At 73.0% G+C, this 23,823-nt stretch carries 24 protein-coding genes; 11 read left to right on the top strand and 13 right to left on the bottom strand.

Going from position 1 to position 23,823, the window contains the following annotated elements; translation table 11 throughout:
• Positions 1 to 48 precede the first annotated feature (48 nt).
• The 4 genes from alr to ACZ4QV_RS10425 all read left to right on the top strand — a co-directional run bounded on the left by alr (position 49) and on the right by ACZ4QV_RS10425 (position 3,552).
• Complete coding sequence (gene alr / locus ACZ4QV_RS10440) at positions 49 to 1,209, top strand: alanine racemase (protein ID WP_361149232.1); 1,161 nt, start codon at positions 49 to 51, stop codon at positions 1,207 to 1,209.
• Entirely contained in the window at positions 1,206 to 2,465 is a 1,260-nt protein-coding gene (locus ACZ4QV_RS10435) for an alpha/beta fold hydrolase (protein WP_361634676.1), read from the top strand. Before alr ends, ACZ4QV_RS10435 begins: the two co-directional genes overlap by 4 nt.
• 145 nt (positions 2,466 to 2,610) lie before the next feature.
• Positions 2,611 to 3,147 carry a tRNA (adenosine(37)-N6)-threonylcarbamoyltransferase complex ATPase subunit type 1 TsaE gene (gene tsaE, locus ACZ4QV_RS10430; protein WP_361149238.1) on the top strand — a complete coding sequence of 179 codons (537 nt, stop codon included), beginning with the start codon at positions 2,611 to 2,613 and terminating at the stop codon, positions 3,145 to 3,147.
• Positions 3,148 to 3,288: 141 nt separating this feature from the next.
• Positions 3,289 to 3,552 carry a hypothetical protein gene (locus tag ACZ4QV_RS10425; RefSeq protein ID WP_361634680.1) on the top strand — a complete coding sequence of 88 codons (264 nt, stop codon included), beginning with the start codon at positions 3,289 to 3,291 and terminating at the stop codon, positions 3,550 to 3,552.
• Positions 3,553 to 3,695: 143 nt separating this feature from the next.
• On the opposite strand, the gene ACZ4QV_RS10420 is transcribed toward ACZ4QV_RS10425, so the two are convergent.
• Positions 3,696 to 4,256, bottom strand: coding sequence for a hypothetical protein (locus ACZ4QV_RS10420; RefSeq protein ID WP_467762772.1), 561 nt, complete (start codon positions 4,254 to 4,256; stop codon positions 3,696 to 3,698).
• An 86-nt stretch (positions 4,257 to 4,342) separates the two neighbouring features.
• Here ACZ4QV_RS10420 and tsaB point away from each other — a divergent pair, with 86 nt between their 5' ends.
• The 5 genes from tsaB to ACZ4QV_RS10395 all read left to right on the top strand — a co-directional run bounded on the left by tsaB (position 4,343) and on the right by ACZ4QV_RS10395 (position 7,548).
• Positions 4,343 to 5,002 carry a tRNA (adenosine(37)-N6)-threonylcarbamoyltransferase complex dimerization subunit type 1 TsaB gene (gene tsaB / locus ACZ4QV_RS10415; protein ID WP_361584376.1) on the top strand — a complete coding sequence of 220 codons (660 nt, stop codon included), beginning with the start codon at positions 4,343 to 4,345 and terminating at the stop codon, positions 5,000 to 5,002.
• Between the two features lie 53 nt (positions 5,003 to 5,055).
• A complete protein-coding gene (gene rimI, locus ACZ4QV_RS10410) occupies positions 5,056 to 5,589 on the top strand; it encodes a ribosomal protein S18-alanine N-acetyltransferase (protein WP_361150152.1) in 534 nt (177 codons plus the stop codon).
• Positions 5,582 to 6,736, top strand: coding sequence for a tRNA (adenosine(37)-N6)-threonylcarbamoyltransferase complex transferase subunit TsaD (tsaD, locus tag ACZ4QV_RS10405; RefSeq protein WP_467762771.1), 1,155 nt, complete (start codon positions 5,582 to 5,584; stop codon positions 6,734 to 6,736). Before rimI ends, tsaD begins: the two co-directional genes overlap by 8 nt.
• Before the next feature lie 13 nt (positions 6,737 to 6,749).
• Positions 6,750 to 7,067 carry a hypothetical protein gene (locus ACZ4QV_RS10400; RefSeq protein WP_361634689.1) on the top strand — a complete coding sequence of 106 codons (318 nt, stop codon included), beginning with the start codon at positions 6,750 to 6,752 and terminating at the stop codon, positions 7,065 to 7,067.
• A 115-nt stretch (positions 7,068 to 7,182) separates the two neighbouring features.
• On the top strand, positions 7,183 to 7,548 hold the full coding sequence (locus tag ACZ4QV_RS10395; RefSeq protein WP_361149252.1) for a hypothetical protein: 366 nt from the start codon (positions 7,183 to 7,185) through the stop codon (positions 7,546 to 7,548).
• 3 nt (positions 7,549 to 7,551) lie between these two features.
• On the opposite strand, the gene ACZ4QV_RS10390 is transcribed toward ACZ4QV_RS10395, so the two are convergent.
• From ACZ4QV_RS10390 to ACZ4QV_RS10370, 5 genes are all read right to left on the bottom strand, one after another.
• Positions 7,552 to 8,766, bottom strand: a complete 1,215-nt coding sequence (locus ACZ4QV_RS10390) for a class I SAM-dependent methyltransferase (RefSeq protein ID WP_361149255.1) — start codon at positions 8,764 to 8,766, stop codon at positions 7,552 to 7,554.
• A 65-nt stretch (positions 8,767 to 8,831) separates the two neighbouring features.
• Entirely contained in the window at positions 8,832 to 10,367 is a 1,536-nt protein-coding gene (locus ACZ4QV_RS10385) for an FtsW/RodA/SpoVE family cell cycle protein (protein WP_361150154.1), read from the bottom strand.
• 50 nt (positions 10,368 to 10,417) lie between these two features.
• The gene (locus ACZ4QV_RS10380; protein ID WP_361584383.1) at positions 10,418 to 11,626 is read right to left on the bottom strand and encodes an LCP family protein; all 1,209 of its coding nucleotides are present in this window, start codon (positions 11,624 to 11,626) and stop codon (positions 10,418 to 10,420) included.
• A gap of 142 nt (positions 11,627 to 11,768) precedes the next feature.
• Complete coding sequence (locus ACZ4QV_RS10375; protein ID WP_361584386.1) at positions 11,769 to 13,259, bottom strand: sensor histidine kinase; 1,491 nt, start codon at positions 13,257 to 13,259, stop codon at positions 11,769 to 11,771.
• Positions 13,249 to 13,929 carry a response regulator transcription factor gene (locus ACZ4QV_RS10370; RefSeq protein WP_361149261.1) on the bottom strand — a complete coding sequence of 227 codons (681 nt, stop codon included), beginning with the start codon at positions 13,927 to 13,929 and terminating at the stop codon, positions 13,249 to 13,251. Before ACZ4QV_RS10370 ends, ACZ4QV_RS10375 begins: the two co-directional genes overlap by 11 nt.
• Before the next feature lie 625 nt (positions 13,930 to 14,554).
• Here ACZ4QV_RS10370 and groES point away from each other — a divergent pair.
• The gene (gene groES, locus ACZ4QV_RS10365; protein ID WP_030022440.1) at positions 14,555 to 14,863 is read left to right on the top strand and encodes a co-chaperone GroES; all 309 of its coding nucleotides are present in this window, start codon (positions 14,555 to 14,557) and stop codon (positions 14,861 to 14,863) included.
• Positions 14,864 to 14,966: 103 nt separating this feature from the next.
• Positions 14,967 to 16,589: a chaperonin GroEL gene (gene groL, locus ACZ4QV_RS10360; RefSeq protein ID WP_030022439.1), complete on the top strand. Its 1,623-nt coding sequence runs from the start codon at positions 14,967 to 14,969 to the stop codon at positions 16,587 to 16,589.
• A 77-nt stretch (positions 16,590 to 16,666) separates the two neighbouring features.
• Here the strand turns inward: groL and ACZ4QV_RS10355 are convergent, their stop codons facing one another.
• The 7 genes from ACZ4QV_RS10355 to ACZ4QV_RS10325 form a co-directional block, all read right to left on the bottom strand.
• Complete coding sequence (locus ACZ4QV_RS10355; RefSeq protein ID WP_467762816.1) at positions 16,667 to 17,032, bottom strand: GntR family transcriptional regulator; 366 nt, start codon at positions 17,030 to 17,032, stop codon at positions 16,667 to 16,669.
• A 5-nt stretch (positions 17,033 to 17,037) separates the two neighbouring features.
• The gene (locus ACZ4QV_RS10350) at positions 17,038 to 17,871 is read right to left on the bottom strand and encodes a hypothetical protein (protein ID WP_361584391.1); all 834 of its coding nucleotides are present in this window, start codon (positions 17,869 to 17,871) and stop codon (positions 17,038 to 17,040) included.
• Positions 17,872 to 17,988: 117 nt separating this feature from the next.
• The gene (locus ACZ4QV_RS10345; RefSeq protein ID WP_361879087.1) at positions 17,989 to 19,038 is read right to left on the bottom strand and encodes a hydroxyacid dehydrogenase; all 1,050 of its coding nucleotides are present in this window, start codon (positions 19,036 to 19,038) and stop codon (positions 17,989 to 17,991) included.
• 28 nt (positions 19,039 to 19,066) lie between these two features.
• Positions 19,067 to 20,002 (bottom strand): carbohydrate ABC transporter permease, encoded by a 936-nt coding sequence (locus ACZ4QV_RS10340; RefSeq protein ID WP_467762770.1) that lies wholly within the window; start codon positions 20,000 to 20,002, stop codon positions 19,067 to 19,069.
• Positions 20,002 to 20,943 carry a carbohydrate ABC transporter permease gene (locus ACZ4QV_RS10335; protein WP_361634703.1) on the bottom strand — a complete coding sequence of 314 codons (942 nt, stop codon included), beginning with the start codon at positions 20,941 to 20,943 and terminating at the stop codon, positions 20,002 to 20,004. The genes ACZ4QV_RS10340 and ACZ4QV_RS10335 overlap by 1 nt, the downstream gene beginning before the upstream one ends.
• Positions 20,940 to 22,259, bottom strand: a complete 1,320-nt coding sequence (locus ACZ4QV_RS10330; protein WP_467762769.1) for an ABC transporter substrate-binding protein — start codon at positions 22,257 to 22,259, stop codon at positions 20,940 to 20,942. The genes ACZ4QV_RS10335 and ACZ4QV_RS10330 overlap by 4 nt, the downstream gene beginning before the upstream one ends.
• A gap of 215 nt (positions 22,260 to 22,474) precedes the next feature.
• Entirely contained in the window at positions 22,475 to 23,692 is a 1,218-nt protein-coding gene (locus ACZ4QV_RS10325) for a substrate-binding domain-containing protein (RefSeq protein WP_467762768.1), read from the bottom strand.
• Positions 23,693 to 23,823 lie beyond the last annotated feature (131 nt).

Below are 23,823 nucleotides of genomic sequence, written 5' to 3'. Positions count from 1 at the left end.
GCCCCCGTCTCTCCCGGCCCCAACACCCCGTTCTGCGACACTGGGTGGATGAACCATGCAGCCATGCGGGCCCGTGCGGCCGTGGACCTCGACGCGGTGCGCTCCAACGTGCGGGCGCTGCGGGCCCGCGCGCCCCGGGCCGAGCTGATGGCCGTGGTGAAGTCCGACGGGTACGGCCACGGCGCGATCCGGTGCGCCCGCGCGGCCCGGGAGGCCGGGGCGACATGGCTGGGCACCGCGCTCCCCGAGGAGGCGTTCGCACTGCGCGCCGCGGGCGACACCGGCCGGCTGATGTGCTGGCTGTGGACGCCCGGCGGGCCCTGGCGGCAGGCCGTCGAGCAGGACATCGACGTGTCGGTCAGCGGCATGTGGGCGCTGCACGAGGTGACCGCGGCGGCCCGGGCGTGCGGCCGTACCGCCCGCGTCCAGCTCAAGGTCGACACGGGACTGGGGCGCAGCGGCTGCCAGCCCGCCGACTGGCCCGAGCTGGTCGCCGCCGCCCGCGCCGCCGAGGCCGAGGGCGCGATACGGGTCACCGGCGTCTGGTCGCACTTCGCCTGCGCCGACGAGCCCGGCCACCCTTCCATCGACGCCCAGCTCGCGGTCTTCGCCGACGCCGACGCGGTGACCCGCCGGGCGGGCCTGGACCCGGAGGTGCGCCACCACGCCAACACCCCGGCGCTGCTCAGCCTCCCGCACGCGCACTTCGACCTGGTACGTGCCGGTATCGGCATCTACGGTGTCTCGCCCAGCCCCGAGATGGGCGTGCCGGAGGACTTCGGGCTGCGGCCCGCGATGACGCTGGAGGCGTCCCTGGCGTCGGTGAAGCACGTGCCCGCCGGGCACGGCGTCTCGTACGGGCACCGCTACACGACGTCCGGGGAGACCACCCTCGCCCTGGTCCCGCTCGGCTACGCCGACGGCATCCCCCGCCATGCGTCGAACAGCGGACCGGTGCTGGTCGCGGGCAAATGGCGGACGGCCGCCGGCACCGTCGCGATGGACCAGTTCGTGGTCGATCTCGGCGGGGACCCGGCCCAGGTGGGAGACGTGGCCGTGCTGTTCGGCCCGGGGGACCGGGGCGAGCCGACCGTCGAGGACTGGGCGCGTGCGACGGGCACGATCGGGTACGAGATCGTCACGCGGATCGGTACCCGGGTGCCACGCGTCTATGTCGACGAGCGCGCGGACACGGGGAGCGGGACATGAGCGACAGGACGGGGGCGGCCGCCGACGCCGCGATCGACGCGGCGGCCGAAGCGGCCACGACGGCCGGCAACTGGACCCGGGCGGGACGGCGCGCGAGCCTCGCGGGCGCCGCGCTCGGCGTGGTCGCCGCGGGCGCCGCGGCGGGCGTCGCCATCGAGCGGCTGACGGTCGGCCGGGGCGTACGGCGCAAGGCGCGGCTCGCGCTGGACGCGGCGGGCCCGTACGGCACGCTGCGCGGCACACCGGGCACGGCGGTGGCCGAGGACGGCACGGAGCTGCACTACGAGATCGACGAGCCGGAGGACGGCAAGGGCAGCAGGAGCAGCAAGGGCGGCGTCGGCGGTGCGCGCCGCAAGCGGCTGCTGGGGCTGCTGGGACGCCGCTCCGGAGCGCCCACGGTCGTCTTCAGCCACGGCTACTGCCTGAACCAGGACTCCTGGCACTTCCAGCGCGCGGCCCTGCGCGGCGCGGTGCGCAGCGTCCACTGGGACCAGCGCAGCCACGGCCGCTCGGAGCGCGGCCGGGCCCAGCGCGACGGCACCGAGCCGGTCACCATCGACCTGCTGGGCCGGGACCTGAAGGCGGTGCTGGACGCCGCCGTGCCCGAGGGGCCGATCGTGCTGGTCGGGCACTCCATGGGCGGCATGACGGTGATGGCGCTGGCCGACCAGTATCCGGAGTACGTCGCGGAGCGGGTGGTCGGCGTGGCCCTGATCGGCACTTCGGCGGGCCGGCTCAGCGAGGTCGCCTTCGGGCTGCCGTCGCTGGGCGTCAAGGCGTTCCACCGCTTCGCACCGGGCGTGCTCAAGGCGCTCGGCGCGCAGAGCGAGCTGGTCGAGAAGGGCCGCCGGGCGACCGCCGACCTCTTCGCCGGGCTGGTCAAGCGCTACTCCTTCGGTACGCCGAAAGAGGTGGACCCGGGGGTGGCGCGGTTCGCCGAGCGGATGATCGAGGCGACCCCGATCGACGTCGTCGCCGAGTTCTTCCCGGCCTTCGCCGTGCACGACAAGACCGAGGCGCTGGTCGCGTTCGACCCCGTACCGGCGCTGGTGCTGGCCGGTGACCGGGACCTGATCACCCCGTCCGACCACAGCGACGCCATCGCCGGCCTGCTGCCGGGCGCGGAGTCGGTGTGCGAGCCGGGGGCGGGCCACCTGGTGATGCTGGAGCGCCCGGAAGTGGTCACCGGTCATCTGGAGACCCTGATCGAGCGGGCGGCGGCGACAGCGGCGGCGGCCCGGTCGGCGCGGGCGTAGCCGCGAGGCCGGGAAGATCCCCGGGCCCGGTGGGCTCGGGGAGCCCGGTGAGGCCGACGTGCCCGGCGGGCCCGACGGCCCCGGCGGCGTCCGCCCGCCGCGGACGGGTTCGAAATGCCGGTTGTGCGCGCCGTACCATCGGCGCATGAGCGCCACCGAGACGATCGAGCACGTAACCGTCAAGTCACCTCAGCGGATGCAGGAGTTGGGCCGCGCACTGGCCGGGCTGCTGTGCCCCGGGGACCTGGTGCTGCTGACCGGGGAGCTGGGGGCGGGCAAGACGACGCTGACCCGCGGGCTGGGCGAGGGCCTCGGCGTGCGCGGCGCGGTCACCTCGCCGACCTTCGTGATCGCCCGGGTGCACCCGCCGCTGGCCGACGGCCCGGCCCTGGTGCACGTGGACGCGTACCGGCTCGGCGGCGGCCTGGACGAGATGGAGGACCTGGACCTCGACGTGTCGCTGCCCGAGTCGGTGGTGGTCGTGGAGTGGGGCGACGGCAAGGTCGAGGAGCTGTCCGAGGACCGGCTGCACGTGATCATCGAACGCGCCGTCGGCGCGGACGCGCCCGTCGTTCCCGCCGACGGTGCGGCGCCGGACGAGGACGACGTGCGCGAGGTCACGGTGCGCGGCGTCGGGCCGCGCTGGGCGGACGTGGATCTGACGGTGCTGGCCGGCGCGTAGGAAGCGCCCGTACCGTAGTTTCCGACAAGCCGTCGGGAAGATGTTGCGCGCGCGGCGCCGGACGTGGTCACATGGGTGCAGAGAGAGCCGGTTAGGTCTGCCTAACTACGCCCGCTTGCCCAGGAGCCACGGGAGGCATCCATGTCGGCCCACCAGCCCGTCACCGCAGCGGTCCGCAACGGCGCGGCCGAACCGACGCCGACCATGAACCAGCTGCTGGCGGCGTGCGCCGCGGCCAGCGCGGTGTCCACGCCCCCGCAGCCGCCGTCCCAGGCCGAGGCCGCGGAAGACACCGAGAACACCGAGAGCGCCGAGGACGACGCCCGCGGCGCCGCGCGGGAGGGCACCGGTCCGGGCCCGCACGGCGCGAGGACGCACGGCGCGGGGGCGCGCGACGCGGCATAGCGGGGGCGCACGCGCCGCGCAGGCTCACGCCCCGCGCAGGCTCACGCCCCGCGTCGGCTCACGCCCCGCGTCGGCTCACGCCCCGCGTCGGCTCACGCCCCGCGTCGGCTCACGCCCCGCGTCGGCTCACGCCCCGCCCAAGCTCACTTCACGACGACGATCTTCGTCTTGTGCAGCGCGAAGTCCCACATCGCCGTGCCGTCCGCCCGCGTCTCCCGGATGCCGCCGGTCTTCTTGGTCGCGTTCGGGTCCGGCATCGAGCCGTCCACCGCCGCGCTGAAGCCGACCACCACACCGTCGGCGACCGTGAAACGCACCACGTGCTCGATCGGCACCCCGTCGGAGCCGGTGACCTTCAACGTCCGGCCGTTGACCTTGTACGTGCCCGGGGCCGGGCTGACGGAGCTCGGTGTGACCTCGTACGTCCGCTTGACCTTGCCGTCCGCCGTGACCAGCCACACCCGCCGCGCGCCCAGCGCGTAGACGACCCGCTCGCCCTCGCCGGAGTCCGGCGGCACCGGCACCTCGGTCTTCCGCTGGTCCGCGCCGCCCTTGCCCGGGGCCGGGCTCGCGGTCGACGACGGCTGCTTGCCCGGGGTGGTGTGATCGGGGGCCGAGGCGGACGCCTGATAGGCCAGGAAACCGACGGCGGCGAGCGCAACCGTGGTCAGAGCGGTGACGATCGAGCTGCTCTTTGCGGACACCGCCGTGCCACCTTTCGTACGCGCGTGACTACGGGTGACGGTAGCACCCGGCAAGGCACCCGCGGCCGCGCCGTAGTCTTGGAGGCGTGCTGCTGCTTGCTCTGGACACCGCAACCCCCGCCGTCACCGTCGCCGTCCACGACGGCTCCCGCGTCCTCGCCGAGGAGCGCCAGGTGGACGCCCGCCGGCACGGCGAACTGCTGCTGCCCGCCGTCGACCGGGTGCTCGCCGAAGCGGGGGTGAAACTCGACGCGGTCAGCGACATCGTCGTCGGCGTCGGCCCCGGCCCGTACACGGGCCTGCGGGTCGGGCTCGTCACCGCCGCGACGTTCGGCGCCGCGCTCGACGTGCCGGTGCACGGCCTGTGCACGCTGGACGGCATCGCGTACGCCGCCGGGCTCGACGAGCCGTTCCTGGTGGCGACCGACGCCCGCCGCAAGGAGGTCTACTGGGCGCGCTACGCCGACGCCCGCACGCGGCTCACCGAGCCCGCCGTGGACCGCCCCGCGGACATCGCCGACGAGGCCGGCGCGCTGCCGTCGGTGGGCGCGGGCGCGCTGCTGTACGCGGACATCTTCACCGGCGTACGGGACGGCGGCCCGGAGCACCAGTCCGCGGGCGCGCTCGCCGCGCTGGCCGCCGAGAAGCTCGCGCGCGGTGATGAACTGCTGCCGCCGCAGCCGCTGTACCTGCGCCGCCCCGACGCGCAGGTCCCCGCCAACTACAAGGTGGTCACCCCGAAGTGACCGCGCGGACGGCGGCCGGGGACGGCGTGCGCGACGGCGCCGTACTCCGCGAGATGCGCTGGTGGGACATCGCGCCGGTCCTGGACCTGGAGCGCGAGCTGTTCCCCGAGGACGCCTGGTCGGCGGGCATGTTCTGGTCCGAGCTGGCGCACGCGCGCGGCCCGGCCGCCAACCGCCGCTACCTCGTCGCCGAACAGGACGGCCGCCTGGTCGGCTACGGCGGCCTGGCCGCCGTCGACGGCACCGGCGACATCCAGACCATCGCCACCGCCCGCGACCAGTGGGGCACCGGCCTCGGCTCCCGGCTGCTGACCGAGCTGCTGTCCGCCGCCACCGCCTTCGAATGCGCCGAGGTGCTGCTCGAAGTACGCGTCGACAACATACGGGCACAGCGCCTGTACGAGCGGTTCGGCTTCGAGCCGATCGGCTTCCGGCGCGGCTACTACCAGCCGGGCAACGTGGACGCCCTCGTCATGCGCCGTACCACCGAGTCCCCCTCCGAATCCCCGGCCGATTCCGCCGCCGGACCGTCCGGCGACGCCCCCTCCTCCCCACCCCCCGCGCAAGGAAACCGGACCCATGGCTGACGAACCGCTCGTCCTCGGCATCGAGACCTCCTGCGACGAAACCGGCGTCGGCATCGTGCGCGGTCACACGCTCCTCGCGGACGCCGTCGCCTCCAGCGTCGACGAGCACGCCCGCTTCGGCGGCGTCGTCCCGGAAGTGGCCTCGCGCGCGCACCTGGAGGCGATGGTCCCCACCATCCGGCGCGCCCTGAAGGAGGCCGGCGTCGCCGCGTCCGACCTCGACGGGATCGCCGTCACGGCGGGTCCCGGCCTGGCGGGTGCTCTCCTCGTCGGCGTCTCGGCCGCCAAGGCGTACGCCTACGCCCTCGGCAAGCCGCTCTACGGCGTCAACCACCTCGCCTCGCACATCTGCGTCGACCAGCTCGAACACGGCGCCCTGCCCGAGCCGACGATGGCCCTGCTGGTCTCCGGCGGCCACTCCTCGCTCCTGCTGGCCCCCGACATCACCTCCGACGTACGCCCCCTCGGCTCGACCATCGACGACGCGGCGGGCGAGGCGTTCGACAAGGTCGCCCGCGTGCTGCACCTGGGCTTCCCCGGCGGCCCGGTCATCGACCGCTACGCACGCGAGGGCGACCCGGACGCGATCCGCTTCCCGCGCGGCCTGACGGGCTCCCGCGACTCGGTCTACGACTTCTCCTTCTCCGGCCTCAAGACGGCCGTCGCCCGCTGGATCGAGGCGAAGCGCGCCGCGGGCGAGGAGGTCCCGGTCGCGGACGTCGCGGCGTCCTTCCAGGAAGCGGTCGTCGACGTCCTGACCCGCAAGGCGGTACGCGCCTGCAAGGACAACGGCGTCGACCACCTGATGATCGGCGGCGGCGTCGCCGCCAACTCCCGCCTCCGCGCGCTGGCCCAGGACCGCTGCGAGAAAGCGGGCATCACCCTGCGCGTCCCCCGCCCCAAACTCTGCACCGACAACGGCGCCATGGTCGCCGCCCTCGGCGCCGAAATGGTCGCCCGCAACCGCCCCGCCTCCGCCTGGGACCTCCCGGCCGACTCCTCCCTCCCGGTGACGGAACCCCACGTACCGGCCCCGGACCACGACCACGGCCCCGGGGGCCACAGCCATACGCACGGCCACGGTCACGGCCATGCGCACGATCACGACCACTTCCACGAGCTGAGCAAGGACAACTTGTACTCGTAGGGGGAGGGGGCGGATGGCCTCGATCACGTTGTTGCACGACGCCGTGGCGCAGGCCACGCCCGCTGCCCTGCCCGCCTTCACCCGTGAGCTGTCCCAGGCCGCCGACAGGGTTCTTCAGGGAGGGGACTTCCTTTCGTTGCGGCGTTTCGCGGCGCAGTGGGCCGTCTACGTACACATCCAGCGTGATCCCGGGACCGCCGCCAGGTTCCGGGAGTTGGAGGACCTGGCGGTGGCCTCCGGCGACCCGGCGGAGGACCGGGGCGCGGTGGGGGAGCTCGGTCGCATTCTGGACGCCGCGCATGCCGCCGTGGCGCACGGCGAAGCGCCGTGATCACGGTGTTCCGGCCTCCGAAGGGTGCCGCCGTGCAAACCTGCCCCGCCCACTCGTGACACCACGTCATACCCTGGCCTAGCCGAAATGCAGACATACGGGGAGGCGGCAGGCTGTGAACTGGTTCTGGTGGGTGTTCGTGTTCTTCATGGCGGGGGGTTTCGCCAAGGTCGCCGATGTGGGGCGGAAGGCGATGGGTACGCGGCACGCGCGGAAGATGGAGCGGCTGGAGAGTACGCGGCGCGAGCGGCTGGAGCTGGAGGCGGCGCAGCGGCCGCCGGAGCCGGTGTGCGGGTGTACGCACCACCTCGCCAAGCATGACAAGCAGGGCAAGTGCCATGAGGTGACGCAGGTTCCGACGGCCTGGGACGCGGAGCAGAAGCCGGTCAGGTACGAGCCGGGGCAGTGCACCTGCCAGCAGTACGTCGGCCCGCAGCCCCTGTCGCAGGTGTTCGCGGAGGAGCTGACGGACCGGGCGTAGGCGTCAGCCCTTCGCGGCCGCAGGGGCCTCCCGGCCCAGGAGCATCGTGGGGGCGCCCGCGACCCGGGTCAGGAAGATGACGCAGGAGTGCGGGCCGGCGAGCTTCAGCTTCTTGCGCAGCTCCTCGGGTTCGACGGCCGAGCCGCGCTTCTTGACGACGGCGACGCCCACGCCGCGTTCGCGCAGCAGCGCCCGGAGCTTCTTGACGTTGAACGGCAGCGTGTCGGTGATCTCGTACGCGGTGGCGTACGGGGTCGGACGGTGCTCGTCGGCCGTGACGTAGGCGATGGTCGGGTCGATCAGGCGGCCGTCCACCCGCTGGGCGACCTCCGCGACGAGGTGCGCGCGGATGACGGCGCCGTCCGGTTCGTACAGCCAGCGGCCGACCGGGCCCGGCGCGGGGTCGGGCAGGCCGGTGCCCAGCAGGAAGTCACCGGCGGGCAGGAGCGTGGCGCGGCGCGCGCCGGGCGCGGTGCCGAACCACAGGACGGCTTCCTTCACGTCGCCGCCGTCGGAGATCCACTCCGCCTCCGCCTCGTCGGGGATGATCTCGTGCGGGATGCCCGGCGCGATCTTCAGGGCGGCGTGCGGTGCCGTACGGGCGGCTTGTACGGCCCAGGAAAGCGGCGGCGAGTACGCCTCGGGGTCGAAGATCCGCCCGCCGCGCCCGCCCCGGCCGCCCCGCCGCGCCGGGTCGACGAACACCGCGTCGTACGCCGAGGTGTCCACCTCGGTGACATCCGCGCAGCGCACCTCGATCCGGTCGGCCAGCCCCAGCGCCTCCGCGTTGGCGCGGGCCGCCGCGCAGGTCAGCGGGTCGCGGTCGACGGCCAGGACATGGATGCCGGCGCGGGCCAGGGCGATGGCGTCACCGCCGATGCCGGAGCACAGGTCGGCGAGCGTGCGGACGCCGAGGGCGGCGAGGCGGGTGGCGCGGTGGGCGGCGACCGTGCTGCGGGTGGACTGTTCGACGCCGTTGGGCGTGAAGTACATGCGCGCGGCGTCCGCCCCGAATTTGGCCGCGGCGCGCTGGCGCAGCCGCGCCTGTCCCAGCGCGGCGGAGACCAGCGGCGCCGGGTGGTCGCGTCGCAGCCGGGTCGCGGTCGCCAGTTCGTCGGCCGGGTCGTGGTCGCGCAGTGCGGCCAGCAGGGCCTGGCCTTCGGGCGTGTGCAGCGCGGAGAAGGAGTCGAGGTCGTTCGCCTGGTTCACCCGGTCCATTGTGGGCCAGCGCGCGGGGTGGGGAGCGGCGGGGCGCTGCGGAGGCCGGTGGTGACCTCCCGGGGTCAGCCGCGTGAGCGGCGGGCGCGGCGGCCGTGGCCCGGCGGACGGCCGCCGGGCCGGGGCATGGCCGGGGCGGGCAGGGCGGCCGGGTCCACGCGCGGGGTGGCCTGGGTGGCGTCCAGGTCCGCCGCGGCGCGGGCGGCGCGCCGTCCCCGCCGCCCGCGCCGTCCGGTCGGCTCTCCTATCGGCTCGCGGCGGCGCTGCGCACTGTCGCTGATGCGGATGAGCAGCGCGACCATGACCCAGTTCGCGACGAGTGAGGACCCGCCCTTGGCCAGGAAGGGCAGTGCTTTGCCGGTGAGGGGGATCAGCCCGGTGACGCCGCCCGCGACGACGAACACCTGGAGCAGCAGCGAGCTGGCCAGCCCGACCGCCAGCAGCTTGCCGAAGGGGTCGCGGGCGGTGAGGCCGACGCGCAGGCCGCGCTGGGCGAGCAGTACGTACAGGAGCAGGACGACCATCACGCCGGCGAGGCCCAGTTCCTCGCCGACGGTGGTGAGGATGAAGTCGCTGTTGCCCGCGAAGCCGATCAGTTCGGGGTGTCCCTGGCCCAGGCCCGTACCGCTGATGCCGCCGCTGCCGAAGCTGAACAGCGCCTGCGCGGCCTGCTCGGATATCAGGCCCGGCGGTCGCTCCTTCTCGGGCAGGAAGATGTCCATGGGGTGCAGCCAGGCCATGACCCGGCCCTTGACGTGCGGTTCGGTCGAGCCGACGACGGCGGCGCCGATCACCGCCATGGCCAGGCCGCACAGCACCCAGCTGGTGCGCTCGGTGGCCATGTAGAGGGTGATCACGAAGAGGCCGAAGAAGATCAGTGACGTACCGAGGTCGCGTTCGAAGACCAGCACCAGGAGGCTGATGACCCAGATGGTGAAGATCGGCCCGAGCTGGCGTCCCGGCGGCAACTGGACGCCCATGACGCGGCGGCCGGAGAGGGCGAGCGCGTCGCGGTTGAGCGTCAGGTAGCCCGCGAAGAACACCGCGATCATGATTTTCACGAACTCGCCGGGCTGCAACGAGAGCGGTCCCACGAAGATCCACCGCTTGGCGCCGAACGTGTCGCCGGGGAAGAACGCCGGGGCCATCAGCAGCACCAGCGCGACGGCCATCGTCAGGTAGATGTACCGCTGGAGGAAGCGGTGGTCGCGCAGCAGCATCAGCACGGCCGTACAGACCGCCACCCCGATCACCGTCCACACCAGTTGCCCGCCGGCCGCCGGGGCCATGTGCAGGCTGGGCTTGGCCGCGTACGTGATGTCGAGGCGGTTGAGCAGCACCAGGCCGAGGCCGGACAGCAGGGTGGCGAGCGGCAGGATCAGCGGGTCGGCGCGCGGCGCGAAGCGGCGCACGACCAGGTGCGGGACGAGCGCCATGAAGAAGACGGCGGCGCTGAAGCCGGGCAGCCCGGCGGGCAGCCGGCCGTTCATCGACAGACCGGTGTACGTGTAGCCGAAGACCGAGATCAGTACGGCGAAGGCGAGCAGCCACATCTCCGTACGCCGCCGGTTCGGGGCCTGGGCGAGCGCGGCGAACGTCATGGTGCGCTCGGCGTCGCTCTCCGGCACCCCGGGGGGCCGGGGCGAGCTCGTCAGTCCACGCACGGGATGCCTCCGCCGTCCATCATGGGAGCCGTCTGCCCGGAACGTTCCGCTCCGGAGCCGGACTCCACCGTCGATGAGGAAGACGAGGGTGACGGTTGCAGGGTTCCCACAGACGGCCGGGGTGCGACAGACCCGCCATCGGGCGCGTCACCGCTGGTGGGAGCAGTGGAATCACCGGCCTCCGGCCTGGTTTCGCGGGCGACGAGCCGCCGTATCTTGTCCGGATCCACCCGGTTCACGTCCTCACCGTGATGCTTGGCGAAGCCCTCCACGGGCAGCGTGGTGAAGCGTACATTCCCGCCCGAAAGGTTCTTCGCCTGCCGGAGGAACGCCAGCAGGTCCCAGCCCTCGTCGATCACCAGGTCCTGCTTCGCGACGTCCGTCAGCTTCAGCAGCCGCAGCGGGTCGGTGAAGGTGCCGGCCGAGTTCAGCTTGTGCGTGGCGGAGGCGAGAAACGCCTGCTGGCGGCGGGTACGGTCCAGGTCGCCGGCGGGCAGGCCGTGCCGCTGCCGTACAAAGGCCAGCGACTGCGGCCCGTCGAGCGTCTGCCGTCCGGCCGGGAAGTCGGCACCCGAGTAACGGTCCCGCACCGCGTGCTTCAGGCACACCGGTACGCCGTCGAGCGCGTCCGCGATGTGCAGGAAGCCCACCAGGTTCACCTCGGCGAAGTGGTCGACCGGCACACCGAGGAAGGCGCGCACCGTCGCGATCTGCGCCCGGCGGCCGGCCTCCCGCCCCTCGTGCTCCAGCCGGTCGTGATCCGTGACGCCCTGCCGCGCCAGCCGCTCCTCCGCCGCGGCCTTGGCCAGCCCGTACGCCTTCTTGATCTTGTCCTTGCCGTGCCCCGGAATGTCCACGAGATCGTCGCGGGGAATCGAGAACGCAGTGGCCCGCCCCCCACCGGCAGGTACATGCAACAGCATCAGCGTGTTGGTGTTGTAACCGCCGATGTCCGACGAGGCGCCCGCGTGCAGCTTCTCCAGCACGTCCTTCGGCAGGTCGTTCCCGTTCTGGTCCTTACGGCTGTCCAGTCCCATCAGCAGGATGTTGACCGCCCCGCCGGACGATCTGGGCGCCCCGTCGCCGAGCGCCCGCGACGAGCCGATCCGCGCGGCGAGATCCCGGTAGAAGTACCACCCGGCGCCCGCCGTGCCCAGCAGGAGCACGGCGACGCACAGGGCCAGCCTGCGCAACACGACACGGCGCCGGCGCCTGTGCCCTCGCGGGTGGGCGGTGTCCGGAGCGGTGGGCCTGCGACGGTGCTTCATCCGAACAGGCTGACGGCCCGCCGCTGAAGAAAATCTGAAAGTCCTGAAGACCCGCTCAGGAGTAACCGCCTCAGGCGGGCCGCCCCCCGTCAGAAACCCCCGGGCCCCCGCTGCCCCCGGTCCGTACGGGCAACACGGCCACGAAGCGGGCACCGGCCCGCCCGTCCTCCCGCCCCCGCACGGTCAGCTCCCCGCCGTGCGCGCGGGCGACCCCCCGGGCGATGGCCAGCCCCAGCCCCGTACCGCCGGTCTCCCGGTCACGCGCCGCGTCGAGCCGGGCGAACCGCTCGAAGACCTTCCCCCGGTCCGCCTCCGGAACGCCTGGCCCGTCGTCCACGACTTCCAGTACAGCCCGGTCGACGGCACCATCGTGTCCGCCTTCCTCCCCCCGCGCCACGACCCGCACCTCGGACGCCGCATACCGCAGCGCGTTGTCGACCAGGTTGGTCAGCAGACGCTCCAGTTGCGCCGGATCACCCCGCACAGGAACGGGTTCACCGGCCTCCACGACCAGCCGCGCCCCACCGCCGCCGCCCGGACGGCGCGCGGCCTCCTCCGCCGCCAGCAACGCCAGATCCACCGGCTCCGCACCACGCGGGGCATGCGCGTCGAGCCGCGCGAGAAGCAGCAGGTCAGCGGCGATCCGCTGTAGACGCTCGGTGTCCCGCAGCGCCGCGCGTACGGACTCCTGATGCTCGCTGTCGCTGTCGCTGCCACCGGTCCCGCCAGCGAGCGCCACCTCCAGCCGGGACCGCACCGCCGCGATCGGATTGCGCAGTTCGTGCGACGCGTCCGCGACGAACTGGCGCTGCCGGGTGACGGCCTGCTCCAGCCGGTCCAGGGTGGCATTGACCGTACGGGCCATCAGCGCGATCTCGTCACCGCCCGCCGGATCCGGCACCCGCCGGTCCAGCTCGCTCTCACTCACAGCGGCCAGCTCGGTCCTGATGGCGGTCACCGGGCGCAGCGCCAGCCCCGTCACCGCCCACGCGATGGCGGCGGCCAGCGCGATCAGCGGCGGGGCGCTGGCCAGCAGGGCCACGCCGATGGCGTGGGTCGCGTCGTCCACGTCCGAGAGCACGGTCACGGCGTACACGTACCGCTCCTGCCCGCCGCCGCCGGGCGGCGACGCCCGGACCACCACCACGTCCGCGCGCGCACCGCCCGCCGCCGCGGCGGGGGAGCCGGTCAGCACGCGGTCGGCGGAATCCTGGCCCGGCGACGGGCGCAAGCCCCGCAACTCGGCGGTCAGCGGTTCGGCGGTACGGAGACTGGTCGCGACGACCCGCCCCGTCGCGTCCAGGACCAGCACCAGATCGACGCCGTCGGCGGGCGAAGGCAGCACCTCCGGCAGGGCACCGGTGTCCGCCTGCGCGGCGACCTTACGGGCCGCCACCTCGGTACGACTGGTGGTGTTGTCCAGAAGGTTGGCGCGCAACAACGCGTAGAGCCATCCACCCCCGACGGCCAGCAGGAGGCCCATCGCGAGCGCCGCGGCCACGGCGGTGCGGCCGCGCACGGACGCGGGCCCGGGCCGGAACCGGCGTTTCTCAGCCGTCATCGGGCGCCATCCGGTAACCCGTCCCGTGCACGGTACGGATGGAATGGCGGCCGAACGGCACATCCACCTTCTTGCGCAGCGACGAGACGTACACCTCGACGATGTTGGGGTCCACGTCGGCCGGCGAGTCCCACACCTCGTCGAGGATGTCCCGCTTGGCGACCGCCTGCCCCTCGCCCGCCATGAGACAGCGCAGCACGCCCAGTTCGCGGGCGGTCAGCTCGATGTCCGTGTCACCGCGGCGACAGCGCCGGGCATCGGCGTCCAGAGTGAGATCACCGCTCTGCAGCGTCCGGGGCCGCTCGGCGGCCCGCCCACGCCGGGTGAGCGCCCGCAGCCGGGCCAGCAGCACAACGAACGAAAACGGCTTGGTCAGATAATCGTCGGCGCCCGCGTCCAGCCCTTCGGCCACGTCGTACTCGCCGTCCTTGGCGGTCAGCATCAGCACAGGCGTCCAGTCGTCCCGGCGCCGCAGCCGCCCACAGATCTCGTACCCGCTGGGCCCCGGCAGCATCACATCCAGCACGATCGCGTCGTACACCCCCGCCAACGCGAGCTCCAGCCCCCGATGCCCGTCCCGGGCCACATCCACCCAGTGCCCCTCAGCAGCCAGCCCCCGCCGCAAGGAGTCGGCGAGCCCCTCTTCATCCTCCACGACCAGTATGTGCATGAACTCATTGTCCCGGTTCCGCCCTATTCCCGACAGGACGGACCGGAGGACCGCAGCAGTGGCGCCCACACCACGTGAGCCTCTCCGCCAGTCGAGCGCGCACCAGAACAATCGTTCTTTCCCACCCCCACAGACCTGGGCTCGCCAATCCGACCGGAGGGGGCGGGTAGGGGACCGTCCCCGCGGGCAGTCCGGACACTGGCCCACGTATCCGATGCACCTCAGCTAAAGGACGCCGTGGGGAGCTAAAGGATGCCTTGGGGGTACCCCCGGCCGAAGGCTGGGGGAGAGTTGGCCCCCTACGCGCCCCCGCCGCCCCCACAACGAACCCCGTCCGAGCCCAGGTCACCCCACAACCCCCGCGCGAAGCGCAACCCAGGATTGCCAAGCCCCCCACCTGGGCAAGGTGCCCCACGAGCAGCCCCCCCCCGAAGAGACGCGCCGAAGGCGCATTGGCACTCCGCTTGACCGAGTGCTAACCGCGTCATAGTCTCGGCTCTGGCACTCTCCACCGGGGAGTGCCAAACACAGCGACGGGCAGGTCCGGCACCCGCGACGACGGATCGACCTGGTCGCCACCTCAGACAGTTAACCCCGTGAGATCTCCGAAGGGGGAGGTCGGATCGTGACGACCGCCAGCTCCAAGGTTGCCATCAAGCCGCTCGAGGACCGCATCGTGGTCCAGCCGCTCGACGCCGAGCAGACCACGGCTTCGGGCCTGGTCATTCCCGACACCGCGAAGGAGAAGCCCCAGGAGGGCGCCGTCCTCGCCGTGGGTCCGGGCCGCTTCGAGAACGGCGAGCGCCTGCCGCTCGACGTCCAGGTGGGTGACGTCGTTCTCTACAGCAAGTACGGCGGCACCGAGGTGAAGTACAACGGCGACGAGTACCTCGTCCTCTCGGCGCGCGACGTGCTCGCGATCATCGAGAAGTAATTCACCGAAGATTGCCTAGTTCTGCGCCCCTGGTTCCCGCGTCTAAACAACCGGTATCCCGGGGCGCAGTTCGTTGCAGAGAACGACTAAGGACACGTAACTCATGGCGAAGATCCTGAAGTTCGACGAGGACGCCCGTCGCGCCCTTGAGCGCGGCGTCAACAAGCTTGCCGACACCGTGAAGGTGACGATCGGCCCCAAGGGCCGCAACGTCGTCATCGACAAGAAGTTCGGCGCCCCGACCATCACCAACGACGGTGTGACCATCGCCCGTGAGGTCGAGGTCGACGACCCGTACGAGAACCTCGGCGCGCAGCTGGTGAAGGAGGTGGCGACCAAGACCAACGACATCGCTGGTGACGGCACCACCACCGCCACCGTGCTGGCGCAGGCGCTGGTCCGTGAGGGCCTGCGCAACGTCGCCGCGGGTGCTTCCCCGGCCGCCCTGAAGAAGGGCATCGACGCCGCGGTCAAGGCCGTGTCCGAGGACCTCCTCGCGACCGCCCGCCCGATCGACGAGAAGTCCGACATCGCGGCCGTCGCCGGTCTGTCCGCGCAGGACAAGCAGGTCGGCGAGCTGATCGCCGAGGCGATGGACAAGGTCGGCAAGGACGGTGTGATCACCGTCGAGGAGTCCAACACCTTCGGTCTGGAGCTGGACTTCACCGAGGGCATGGCCTTCGACAAGGGCTACCTCTCGCCGTACATGGTCACCGACCAGGAGCGGATGGAAGCGGTCCTGGAGGACCCGTACATCCTCATCCACCAGGGCAAGATCGGCTCGATCCAGGACCTGCTGCCGCTGCTGGAGAAGGTCATCCAGGCCGGCTCCTCCAAGCCGCTGCTGATCATCGCCGAGGACGTCGAGGGCGAGGCCCTGTCGACCCTGGTCGTCAACAAGATCCGCGGCACGTTCAACGCCGTCGCCGTCAAGGCGCCCGGCTTCGGTGACCGCCGCAAGGCGATGCTCGGCGACATGGCCGCCCTGACCGGCGCGACCGTCATCGCCGAGGAGGTCGGCCTCAAGCTCGACCAGGCCGGTCTGGACGTGCTGGGCACCGCCCGCCGCGTGACCGTCACCAAGGACGACACGACCATCGTGGACGGCGGCGGCAACTCCGCCGACGTCGAGGGCCGCGTCAACCAGATCAAGGGCGAGATCGAGTCCACCGACTCGGACTGGGACCGCGAGAAGCTCCAGGAGCGCCTGGCGAAGCTGGCCGGCGGCGTCTGCGTGATCCGCGTGGGTGCGGCCACCGAGGTCGAGCTCAAGGAGAAGAAGCACCGTCTGGAGGACGCCATCTCCGCGACCCGCGCCGCGGTCGAGGAGGGCATCGTCTCCGGTGGTGGCTCCGCCCTGGTGCACGCCGCCAAGGTGCTGGAGGGCTCCCTCGGCAAGGAGGGCGACGAGGCCACCGGTGTCGCCGTCGTCCGCCGCGCCGCCGTCGAGCCGCTGCGCTGGATCGCGGAGAACGCCGGCCTTGAGGGCTACGTCATCACCTCGAAGGTGGCGGAGCTGGACAAGAACCAGGGCTTCAACGCCGCGACCGGCGAGTACGGCGACCTGGTGAAGGCCGGCGTCATCGACCCGGTCAAGGTCACCCGTTCCGCGCTGGAGAACGCCGCGTCGATCGCCTCGCTGCTGCTCACGACCGAGACCCTGGTCGTCGAGAAGCCGGCCGAGGAGGAGCCCGAGGCCGGTCACGGCCACGGCCACGCCCACTGAGGCAGCTCACCGCCGTTCGAGGCCCGGTCCCCTTTCGAGGGGGCCGGGCCTCGTCCCGTTGACGGGGCTTCCCGCCGTCATCCCGCGGAACCGTTGGCCAGCGCCGCTCGGACGATGCGGACGGCCTCGTCGGTGCCGATGCCGGCGCGGGTGATGACGGCGGCGTACTCGGCGGCGGCGCGGCGTGCCCGTTCGCGCCCCTTCTCGCCGGCCGCGGACACGAACGAGCCGGCCGCTCCGCGGGTCTCGATCAGCCCTGCCTCCTCCAGCCCCCGGTAGGCCCGGCCGACGGTGTTGGCGGCCAGGCCGAGGTCCGCGGCCAGGCGGCGGATGGCCGGCAGCCGGGTGCCCACGGCCAGTGCGCGGTCCTGGATCTGCCGGGCGAGCTGGGCGCGGAGCTGCTCGAACGGCGGGACGGGGGAGGCCGGGTCGATGACGAGCATCGGTCTCACCGGTCGCTCATGACGTGCTGTGCCACCGTGGAGCTCGGTGCGGTCCGCGCGGTGATCAGGGCGAGCGCGACGACGCTCAGGGCGATGAACGCAAGCCAGGCGACGGTCCACCAGCCGAGCCCGGCAGCGAGCACCGACACGGTCGGCAGGCACCACACCACGGAGGGGGTGGCGACGTAGCGGGCGTCCTCGACCCGCATGATGACGTCGGCGGTCAGCGAGACCTCGTCGTCGGCCACGGCCGGGCGCGCCAGGACATGCCGCAGTTGGACGAGCATGCCGGCCGCGATCCCGCCCAGCCCGATGAGCAGGATGGCCGCCGCGTACCGTGCGGTGGATTCCTGCACGGTCAGGGCATGGATCGCCGGGGCCGTCGCGCCCGCGAACGTGGCAACCGCGAACAGGACACGCGGCCCGCCGAGCACGGTGCGCCAGCCGAGCCGGACCGGGTGGGCCGCCCGCCGCGGCAGCGTCGCCGCGGCCCGCCGGTCGACCTGCCGCACCCGCCGGGCCAGCAGTGACTGGGCCAGCACCAGCCCGGCCACCACCGCCGTCAGGACCAGCAGCGACCAGTGCAGGGGAGGCCCGGTCCCGTCAACCGCGTCGCCGTCGGACCGGTTGACGGTGTGGACGAGGGCGACCGCGATGATGAAAACGGCCAGCAGGACATCAGCGGCCAGGTGGCTGGCCCGCCGGGCCGCCAGGCGCGCGGCCAGCAACGGTGTCGGCCGGACGTCGGCGAGGCCGTGCCAGGTCAGCCACGCGCCGGCCCGTTCAAGGTCGACCGGCCGCACCGACCGGTCGTTGTCCGGAGTCGTTCCTTTCGGCATGACGCCTCCTTGTATCAACCCTTGACTCAACACGGTGCGACAAGGGTTGCGACAAGTCAAGGGCGAAGTGGCCGCAGGCAGCCGGTACTTGACGGCGATCCGGCCTCGCCCCGGCCCTCACGCCGACCGCCCGAGCCCGTCCGGCCGTACGGGATCCGCGAACGGCAACCCCTGCGCGTAGCGCTCCAGTTCGTCCAGGGCCTGGTCGGCCATGCGGTGGAGCTCGCCGCCGAGGGAGCCGGCGAGGTGCGGGGTGAGCAGGACGTTGGGCAGGTCGTAGAGGGGGGAGTCGGGGGGCGGCAGTTCGGGGTCCGTGACGTCGAGTACGGCGCCGATGCGGCCGGTGACCAGCTCGGAGAGCAGGGCCGTCCCGTCGACGAGGGTGCCGCGGGCGGTGTTGATCAAGGTGGCGCCGTCGGGCAGGAGGGCCAGCCGTCGGGCGTCGAGCAGGTGGTGGGTGGCGGGCAGTTGGGGCGCGTGGACGGTGACCACGTCGGAGCCGGCGCAGAGGTCGTCGAGGGAGGCGAGGGCGGCGCCGAGGCGGCCGGCTTCGGCCTCGTCCACGTACGGGTCGTGGAGGAGGACCGTCAGGTCGAAGGGGCGCAGGAGGTCGATGACGCGGCGGCCGATGCGGGAGGCGCCGATCACGCCCACGGTGCGGCGGTGGTTGCCGGCGCCGTCCAGTTCGCGGAGCCAGTCGTGGGGGGCGCGCAGCGCGCGGTAACGGTGTGCGGAGTGCAGGACGCGCTTGTTGGCGAAGAGGATCGCGGCGAGTGTGTACTCGGCGACGGGCTGCGCGTTGGCGGCGGCCGCCGAGGTGACGGCGATGCCCCGCCCCCAACAGGCCTCGGTGACATGGGGTTTGACCGACCCGCCGGCGTGGACGACGGCGCGCAGGCGCGGGGCCCGGTCGAGGACGGCGGCGGTCAGCGGGGTCGCTCCCCACGACGTCAGGAGGACTTCGGCGTCGGCCAGCGCGGTGGCCACGGCCGGGGGCGGGTCGGCCAAGTCGTGGGCCACCAGGCCGGGATCGGTGCGGGCGAGCGCTGTCAGACGGGTGCGGTGGTGGTCGGCGAGCAGACGGCCGGCGAGGCCGGGTTGCATGGCGAGCAGCAGGGTGGGGCGGGAAAGTGCCTGGTCAGAGGAATTGTCAGTGGTGTGGTGCATGGTGGAAGCGTGCTCCTGGTTCGGGGCGTCACTTGACGCTTCCGGCGGCGAGTCCGGCCTTCCAGTGCCGCTGGAGGGTCACGAAGGCGATGATCAGGGGAAGGACGGCGAGGAGGGAGCCGGTGACGACGAGGGGGTAGAAGGACGGCTCGCCGTGCGCGTTGCCGCTCCAGGCGTACAGGCCGAGGCTCACGGGGAAGAGCCGCTGGTCGGAGAGCATCACGAGGGGGAGGAAGAAGTTGTTCCAGATCGCGGTGAACTGGAAGAGGAAGACGGTCACCAGGCCCGGCGCGACCATACGCAGGCCGATGGACCAGAAGACGCGCAGCTCGCCCGCGCCGTCGATACGGGCCGCTTCGAGCGCCTCGTCCGGGATGTAGCCGGCGCTGAAGACCCGCGCCAGGTATACGCCGAACGGGTTGACGAGTACGGGCACCAGCACCGACCAGTAGGTGTTGACCACGCCGGTGCGGCTGGCCAGCAGGTAGAGGGGGAGGGCCAGCGCGGTGGTGGGGACCAGCACCCCGAGCAGGACGACGCCGAACAGCTTCTCCTTGCCCGGGAACCGGTACTTGTCGAAGGCGTAACCGGCTGCCACGCAGATCAGGGCGCAGAGCGCGGCGCCGGCGCCCGCGTAGAGCAGGCTGTTGGCGTACCACCGGAAGTAGATGCCGTCGCCCTCGGAGGCGAGGCGGGAGAGGTTGCCGGCCAGGTCGAAGCCCTCGAAGGACAGGGAGTCCCCGGCCAGCAGGCCGCCCGCGTCCTTGGTGGCGGCGGTGACCAGCCAGACGAGGGGGAAGAGCGTGTAGAGGACGGCGAGGGCGAGGGCCGCGTTGACGGCGGCGGGGGAGAGCCAGCGGCCGCGCGGGTGACGGCCGGCGGCGCGTACGGACGGGGTGCGCGAGGGGCGTACGGGCGCGGGGGCCGCCGGGCCGGCGACGGCGGTGCGGGGGGTCAGCGCCATCAGGGCCTGCCCTTCGGGTGGGCGAGCGGGACACGGGAGGCGTCCGGCAGGCGGCGACCGGGCCGGGAGGAGCGGCCGGAGAGGCGGGTGACGGCGAAGGACAGCAGCGCGGCGGCGAGGGCGAGCAGGACGGACGCGGCGGCCGCGAGGCCGTAGTCGTTGCGGGCGAAGGCGGCGGTGTAGGCGTACATGTTCGGCGTCCAGGAGGAGGTGACGGCGGAGCCGGAGCCCTGGTTGAGGATCAGCGGCTCGGTGAAGAGCTGGAGCGAGCCGATGACGGTGAAGAGGGCCACCATGACGAGGGAGGGGCGGATGAGGGGGATCTTGACGCCGGTCGCGACGCGCCAGGCGCCCGCGCCGTCCACCGTCGCGGCCTCGATCACGGAGCGGTCGACGGCCTGGAGGGCGGCGTAGAAGATGACCATGTTGTAGCCGAGCCACTCCCACAGGGCGATGTTGACGACCGAGGGCAGCGCTCCGGAGGGGGACAGGAAGTCGAAGCCGAGACCGCCGGACTCCATCGCGGCGACGACCGGGCTGAGCTGGGGCGTGTAGAGGTAGACCCAGGTCAGGGCGGCGATGATGCCGGGCACGGCGTGCGGCAGGAACAGGGCGAGCTGGAAGAAGCGCCGGGCGCGGGCGAGGGCGGAGTCCAGCAGCAGGGCGAGCGTCAGCGCCCCGGCCAGCAGGAGGGGGAGGTAGAGGGCGCAGTAGCCGAGGAGGACGAGGAAGCCGTCGCGGAAGGCGTGGTCGCCGAGCGCCGCCGCGTAGTTGCCGAGTCCGCTGAAGACCGTGCGCGTACCGCCGAAGCCGAGGCCGGACTGCTTCTCGGTGAAGAGGCTGAGCCAGACCGCGTACCCGATCGGGACCACCATGACCACGGCGAACAGGGCGAAGAAGGGGGTGAGCAGGACGGTGGCGGCGCGCGCCTTGGCGTTCACCGGCCCATGACCTTCAGGCCGCGCTTCCGCAGTTCGCGCACGGTCGCGTCGCTGCCGGCGCGTACCGCGGCGGTGAGCGAGCCGGTGCCGCCGCCCGCGCCCGCGACCTTGCCGAACTCGTCCTTGAGGGTGGTGTTGGTGGTGCCGGTGGCCGGGCCCCAGCCCCACGCGCCGTTGACCGAGGCGGCCGCGGCGTCGAAGAGGGCGTAGACGTCCTGGCCGCCGTAGTAGCGGGTGTCGAACGCCCGCCGGGCCACCGGGCGCAGTGCCGTGGCGGCCGGGTAGGCGCTGGACTCGCCGGAGGTGACCCGGGCCTTGACCGCGTCGGCGGAGGTGGACATCCAGGTCGCGAACCGTACCGCGGCCTCGGGGTGGCGGCTGTTCTTGGTCACGGCGGTCGTGGAGCCGCCGAGCATGCCGCTGGCGGGCCTGCCGTCCCAGCTCGGCACGGGCGCCGCGGCCCACTTGCCGCTCTGGTCGGGCAGGGTGCCCTTGAGGACGCCCGCGCCCCAGGAGGCGCCGAGGTAGCCGACGGTGCCGCCGCTCTTGAGCGAGTTGGTCCACCCGGGGCTGAAGGAGGCGTGGGTGTGCACCAGGCCGTCCCGGAGGAGGCCCTGCCAGTAGTCGGTGACCTTCCTGGTCGCCGGGTCCGTGGTGTTCAGCTTCCAGGAGTCGCCCTCGGTGGCGAACCAGTGGGCGCCGGCCTGCCAGGCCATCGCCTCGAAGGTGGTCGGGTCGTCGGGGAAGAAGGTGCCGGCGCGCGCTTTCGGGTCGGCCCTCTTCACGGCGGCGGCAGCGGCGCGGAAGGCGTCCCAGGTCCGCGGCACCTCGATCCTGTGCCGGGTGAAGAAGTCCTTGCGGTAGTAGTAGACCTGCGGCGCGGCGTCGAAGGGGACGGCCCAGGCGCGGCCGCCGAGGGTGGTGAGCCGGACGGCCTGCGGCAGCAGCTTCCGCTTCAGCTCGGGCGTCACGTACGGGGTGATGTCCCGGACGGCGCCCTGGCTGACGAACTCCGGGAGGGTCGGGTACTCGACGCTGACCAGGTCGGGCGCGTTGCCCGCCTTGACCGCGTTGGAAATCTTGGCGTAGCCGCCCGCGGTGCCCGAGGGGATCTCCTCGAACCGTACCTTCGTGTCGCGGTGGGTGGCGTTGAACGCGTCCACGGCCTGTTTCGTGCCCTTGGTCCAGCCCCAGTACGTCAGGGTCACGGGGCCTTCGCTCCCGGCGGCGCCACTGCCGCCGCAGGCCGTCAGCAGGGTCAGGGCGGTGAGGCCGCCGGCTAGCGCGAGCGTCGTTCTGCTCCAACTGGGGCTCATGGCGCGGCTCCTGAGCATGGGGGGCGCGGCGCGAAGGTGATGGCCGCGATCCGCGATCCTTGGGCCGGCCTTGAGCGAAGTCAAGAGCGAAAGATTGATTGATCGAAAAAAGAACAGGATGGGGGAGGCGGGTGCGGCGTCCGGAGGTGGCCGAGCGGCCGGGGAGTGGGGAGGGGCGGAATGCGGGAGCGGGTGGCGGGAGGGGGGCAGACGGGTCAGGTGCCTTCGCCCGCACCCGCGCCCGTACCGCTTCCCGCGCCCGCCTCCGTACCGCTTCCCGCCCCGGTACCGCTCCCCGCCCCGCACGAAGCGCGGACCCGCAGTGTCGGCAGCAGGGTGAGGTGGCGCCGCGGACCCGGCCCCCCGAGACCTTCCCCGCCCGGCTCCCCGCCGCCTGCCGCCCCACCGCCACCCCCTCCGGCCCGCTCGCGCAGCCGGTGCATCAGCAGGCCCGCCGCCTGCCGCCCCACCTCCCGCTTGGGCGGCGCCACGGCCGTCAGCGGTGTGTCCGCCAGCGCCGCCACCTCGTCGTCGTACGCGACCAGCGCCAGGTCGCGCGGCACCCGTACGCCCAGTTCGGCGAGCCGCTGCACCATCTGGATCGCGTCCACGTCGTTGTGCACCAGCGCCGCCGTCGCCTCCCCCGAGGCCACCGCCGCCCGCAGCTCCCGTACGGCCCGCTCGAAGCCCGCCGGGTCCAGTTCGGCGGGCACCGACCCAATCGCCGGCCGCGGCCGCGGCACGCCGAGGGCCCGCAGCGCCGCGTCGTACCCTTCGCGTACGGCGAGCGCCGTCGGGCTGTCGGCGCGGGCCACCAGCAGTGGCGCCGCGTGTCCCCGCGCGATCAGGTGGCGCAGCGCGAGCAGCACCCCGTGGCCGTGGTCCGAGCACACCCGGTCCAGCCCCGCCAGCGGGCTGCCCGGCGGCACACTGCGCTCCAACAGCACGACGGGCACCGGGAGTTCGGCGACCCAGCCGCCGTACTCGGCCGGGTCGCCCGGGCCGCGCCAGCCCGGCGCGACGAGCAGCCCTTCGGCGCCGGCGGACAGCAGTCCTTCGGCGCGCGCCGGGTCCTCCTCGGGCCGGTAGTCGGATATCCGCAGGACGAGCCGGGCCCCGGCCCGCGCCGCGGCCTCGTGGGCGCCGCGGATCACGTCGGCGAAGTAGTACGTGGCCGAGGGCGCCAGCAGGCCCAGCACCGGCCCCTCGGCGGCGGGCGCGCGGCCGTCGGCGGCCCGGTCGCGCCGCCGGGGCCAGGACACCGCGCCGTGCACCCGGTCGAGCAGGCCCTTGCCGGTCAGCGCCTCGACGTCGCGCCGTACGGTGACGGGTGAGACGCCGAGCTGGTCGGCCAGGTCGGTGACGCGGGCCGAGCCGCGCTGCCGTACCAAGGACAGCAGGCGGTCATGACGTTGCACAGCACGCTCGCGCACGGCGGCAGCCCCCTCGCGGTGTGGTGGACGGGTGCCGGCCGGGACGGCGGCCGGTCCCGGACCCGGCCCGTCTCCAAGAGAAACAAGAGAAAACGGTGCGGACGCACCCTAGTGCAGCGTGATCGAACGGC

It is taken from the genome of Streptomyces sp. NPDC026394, assembly GCF_055567735.1.
The sequence above is the reverse complement of the archived record's forward strand: the minus strand, read 5'-3'. Positions and strand labels throughout refer to the sequence as shown.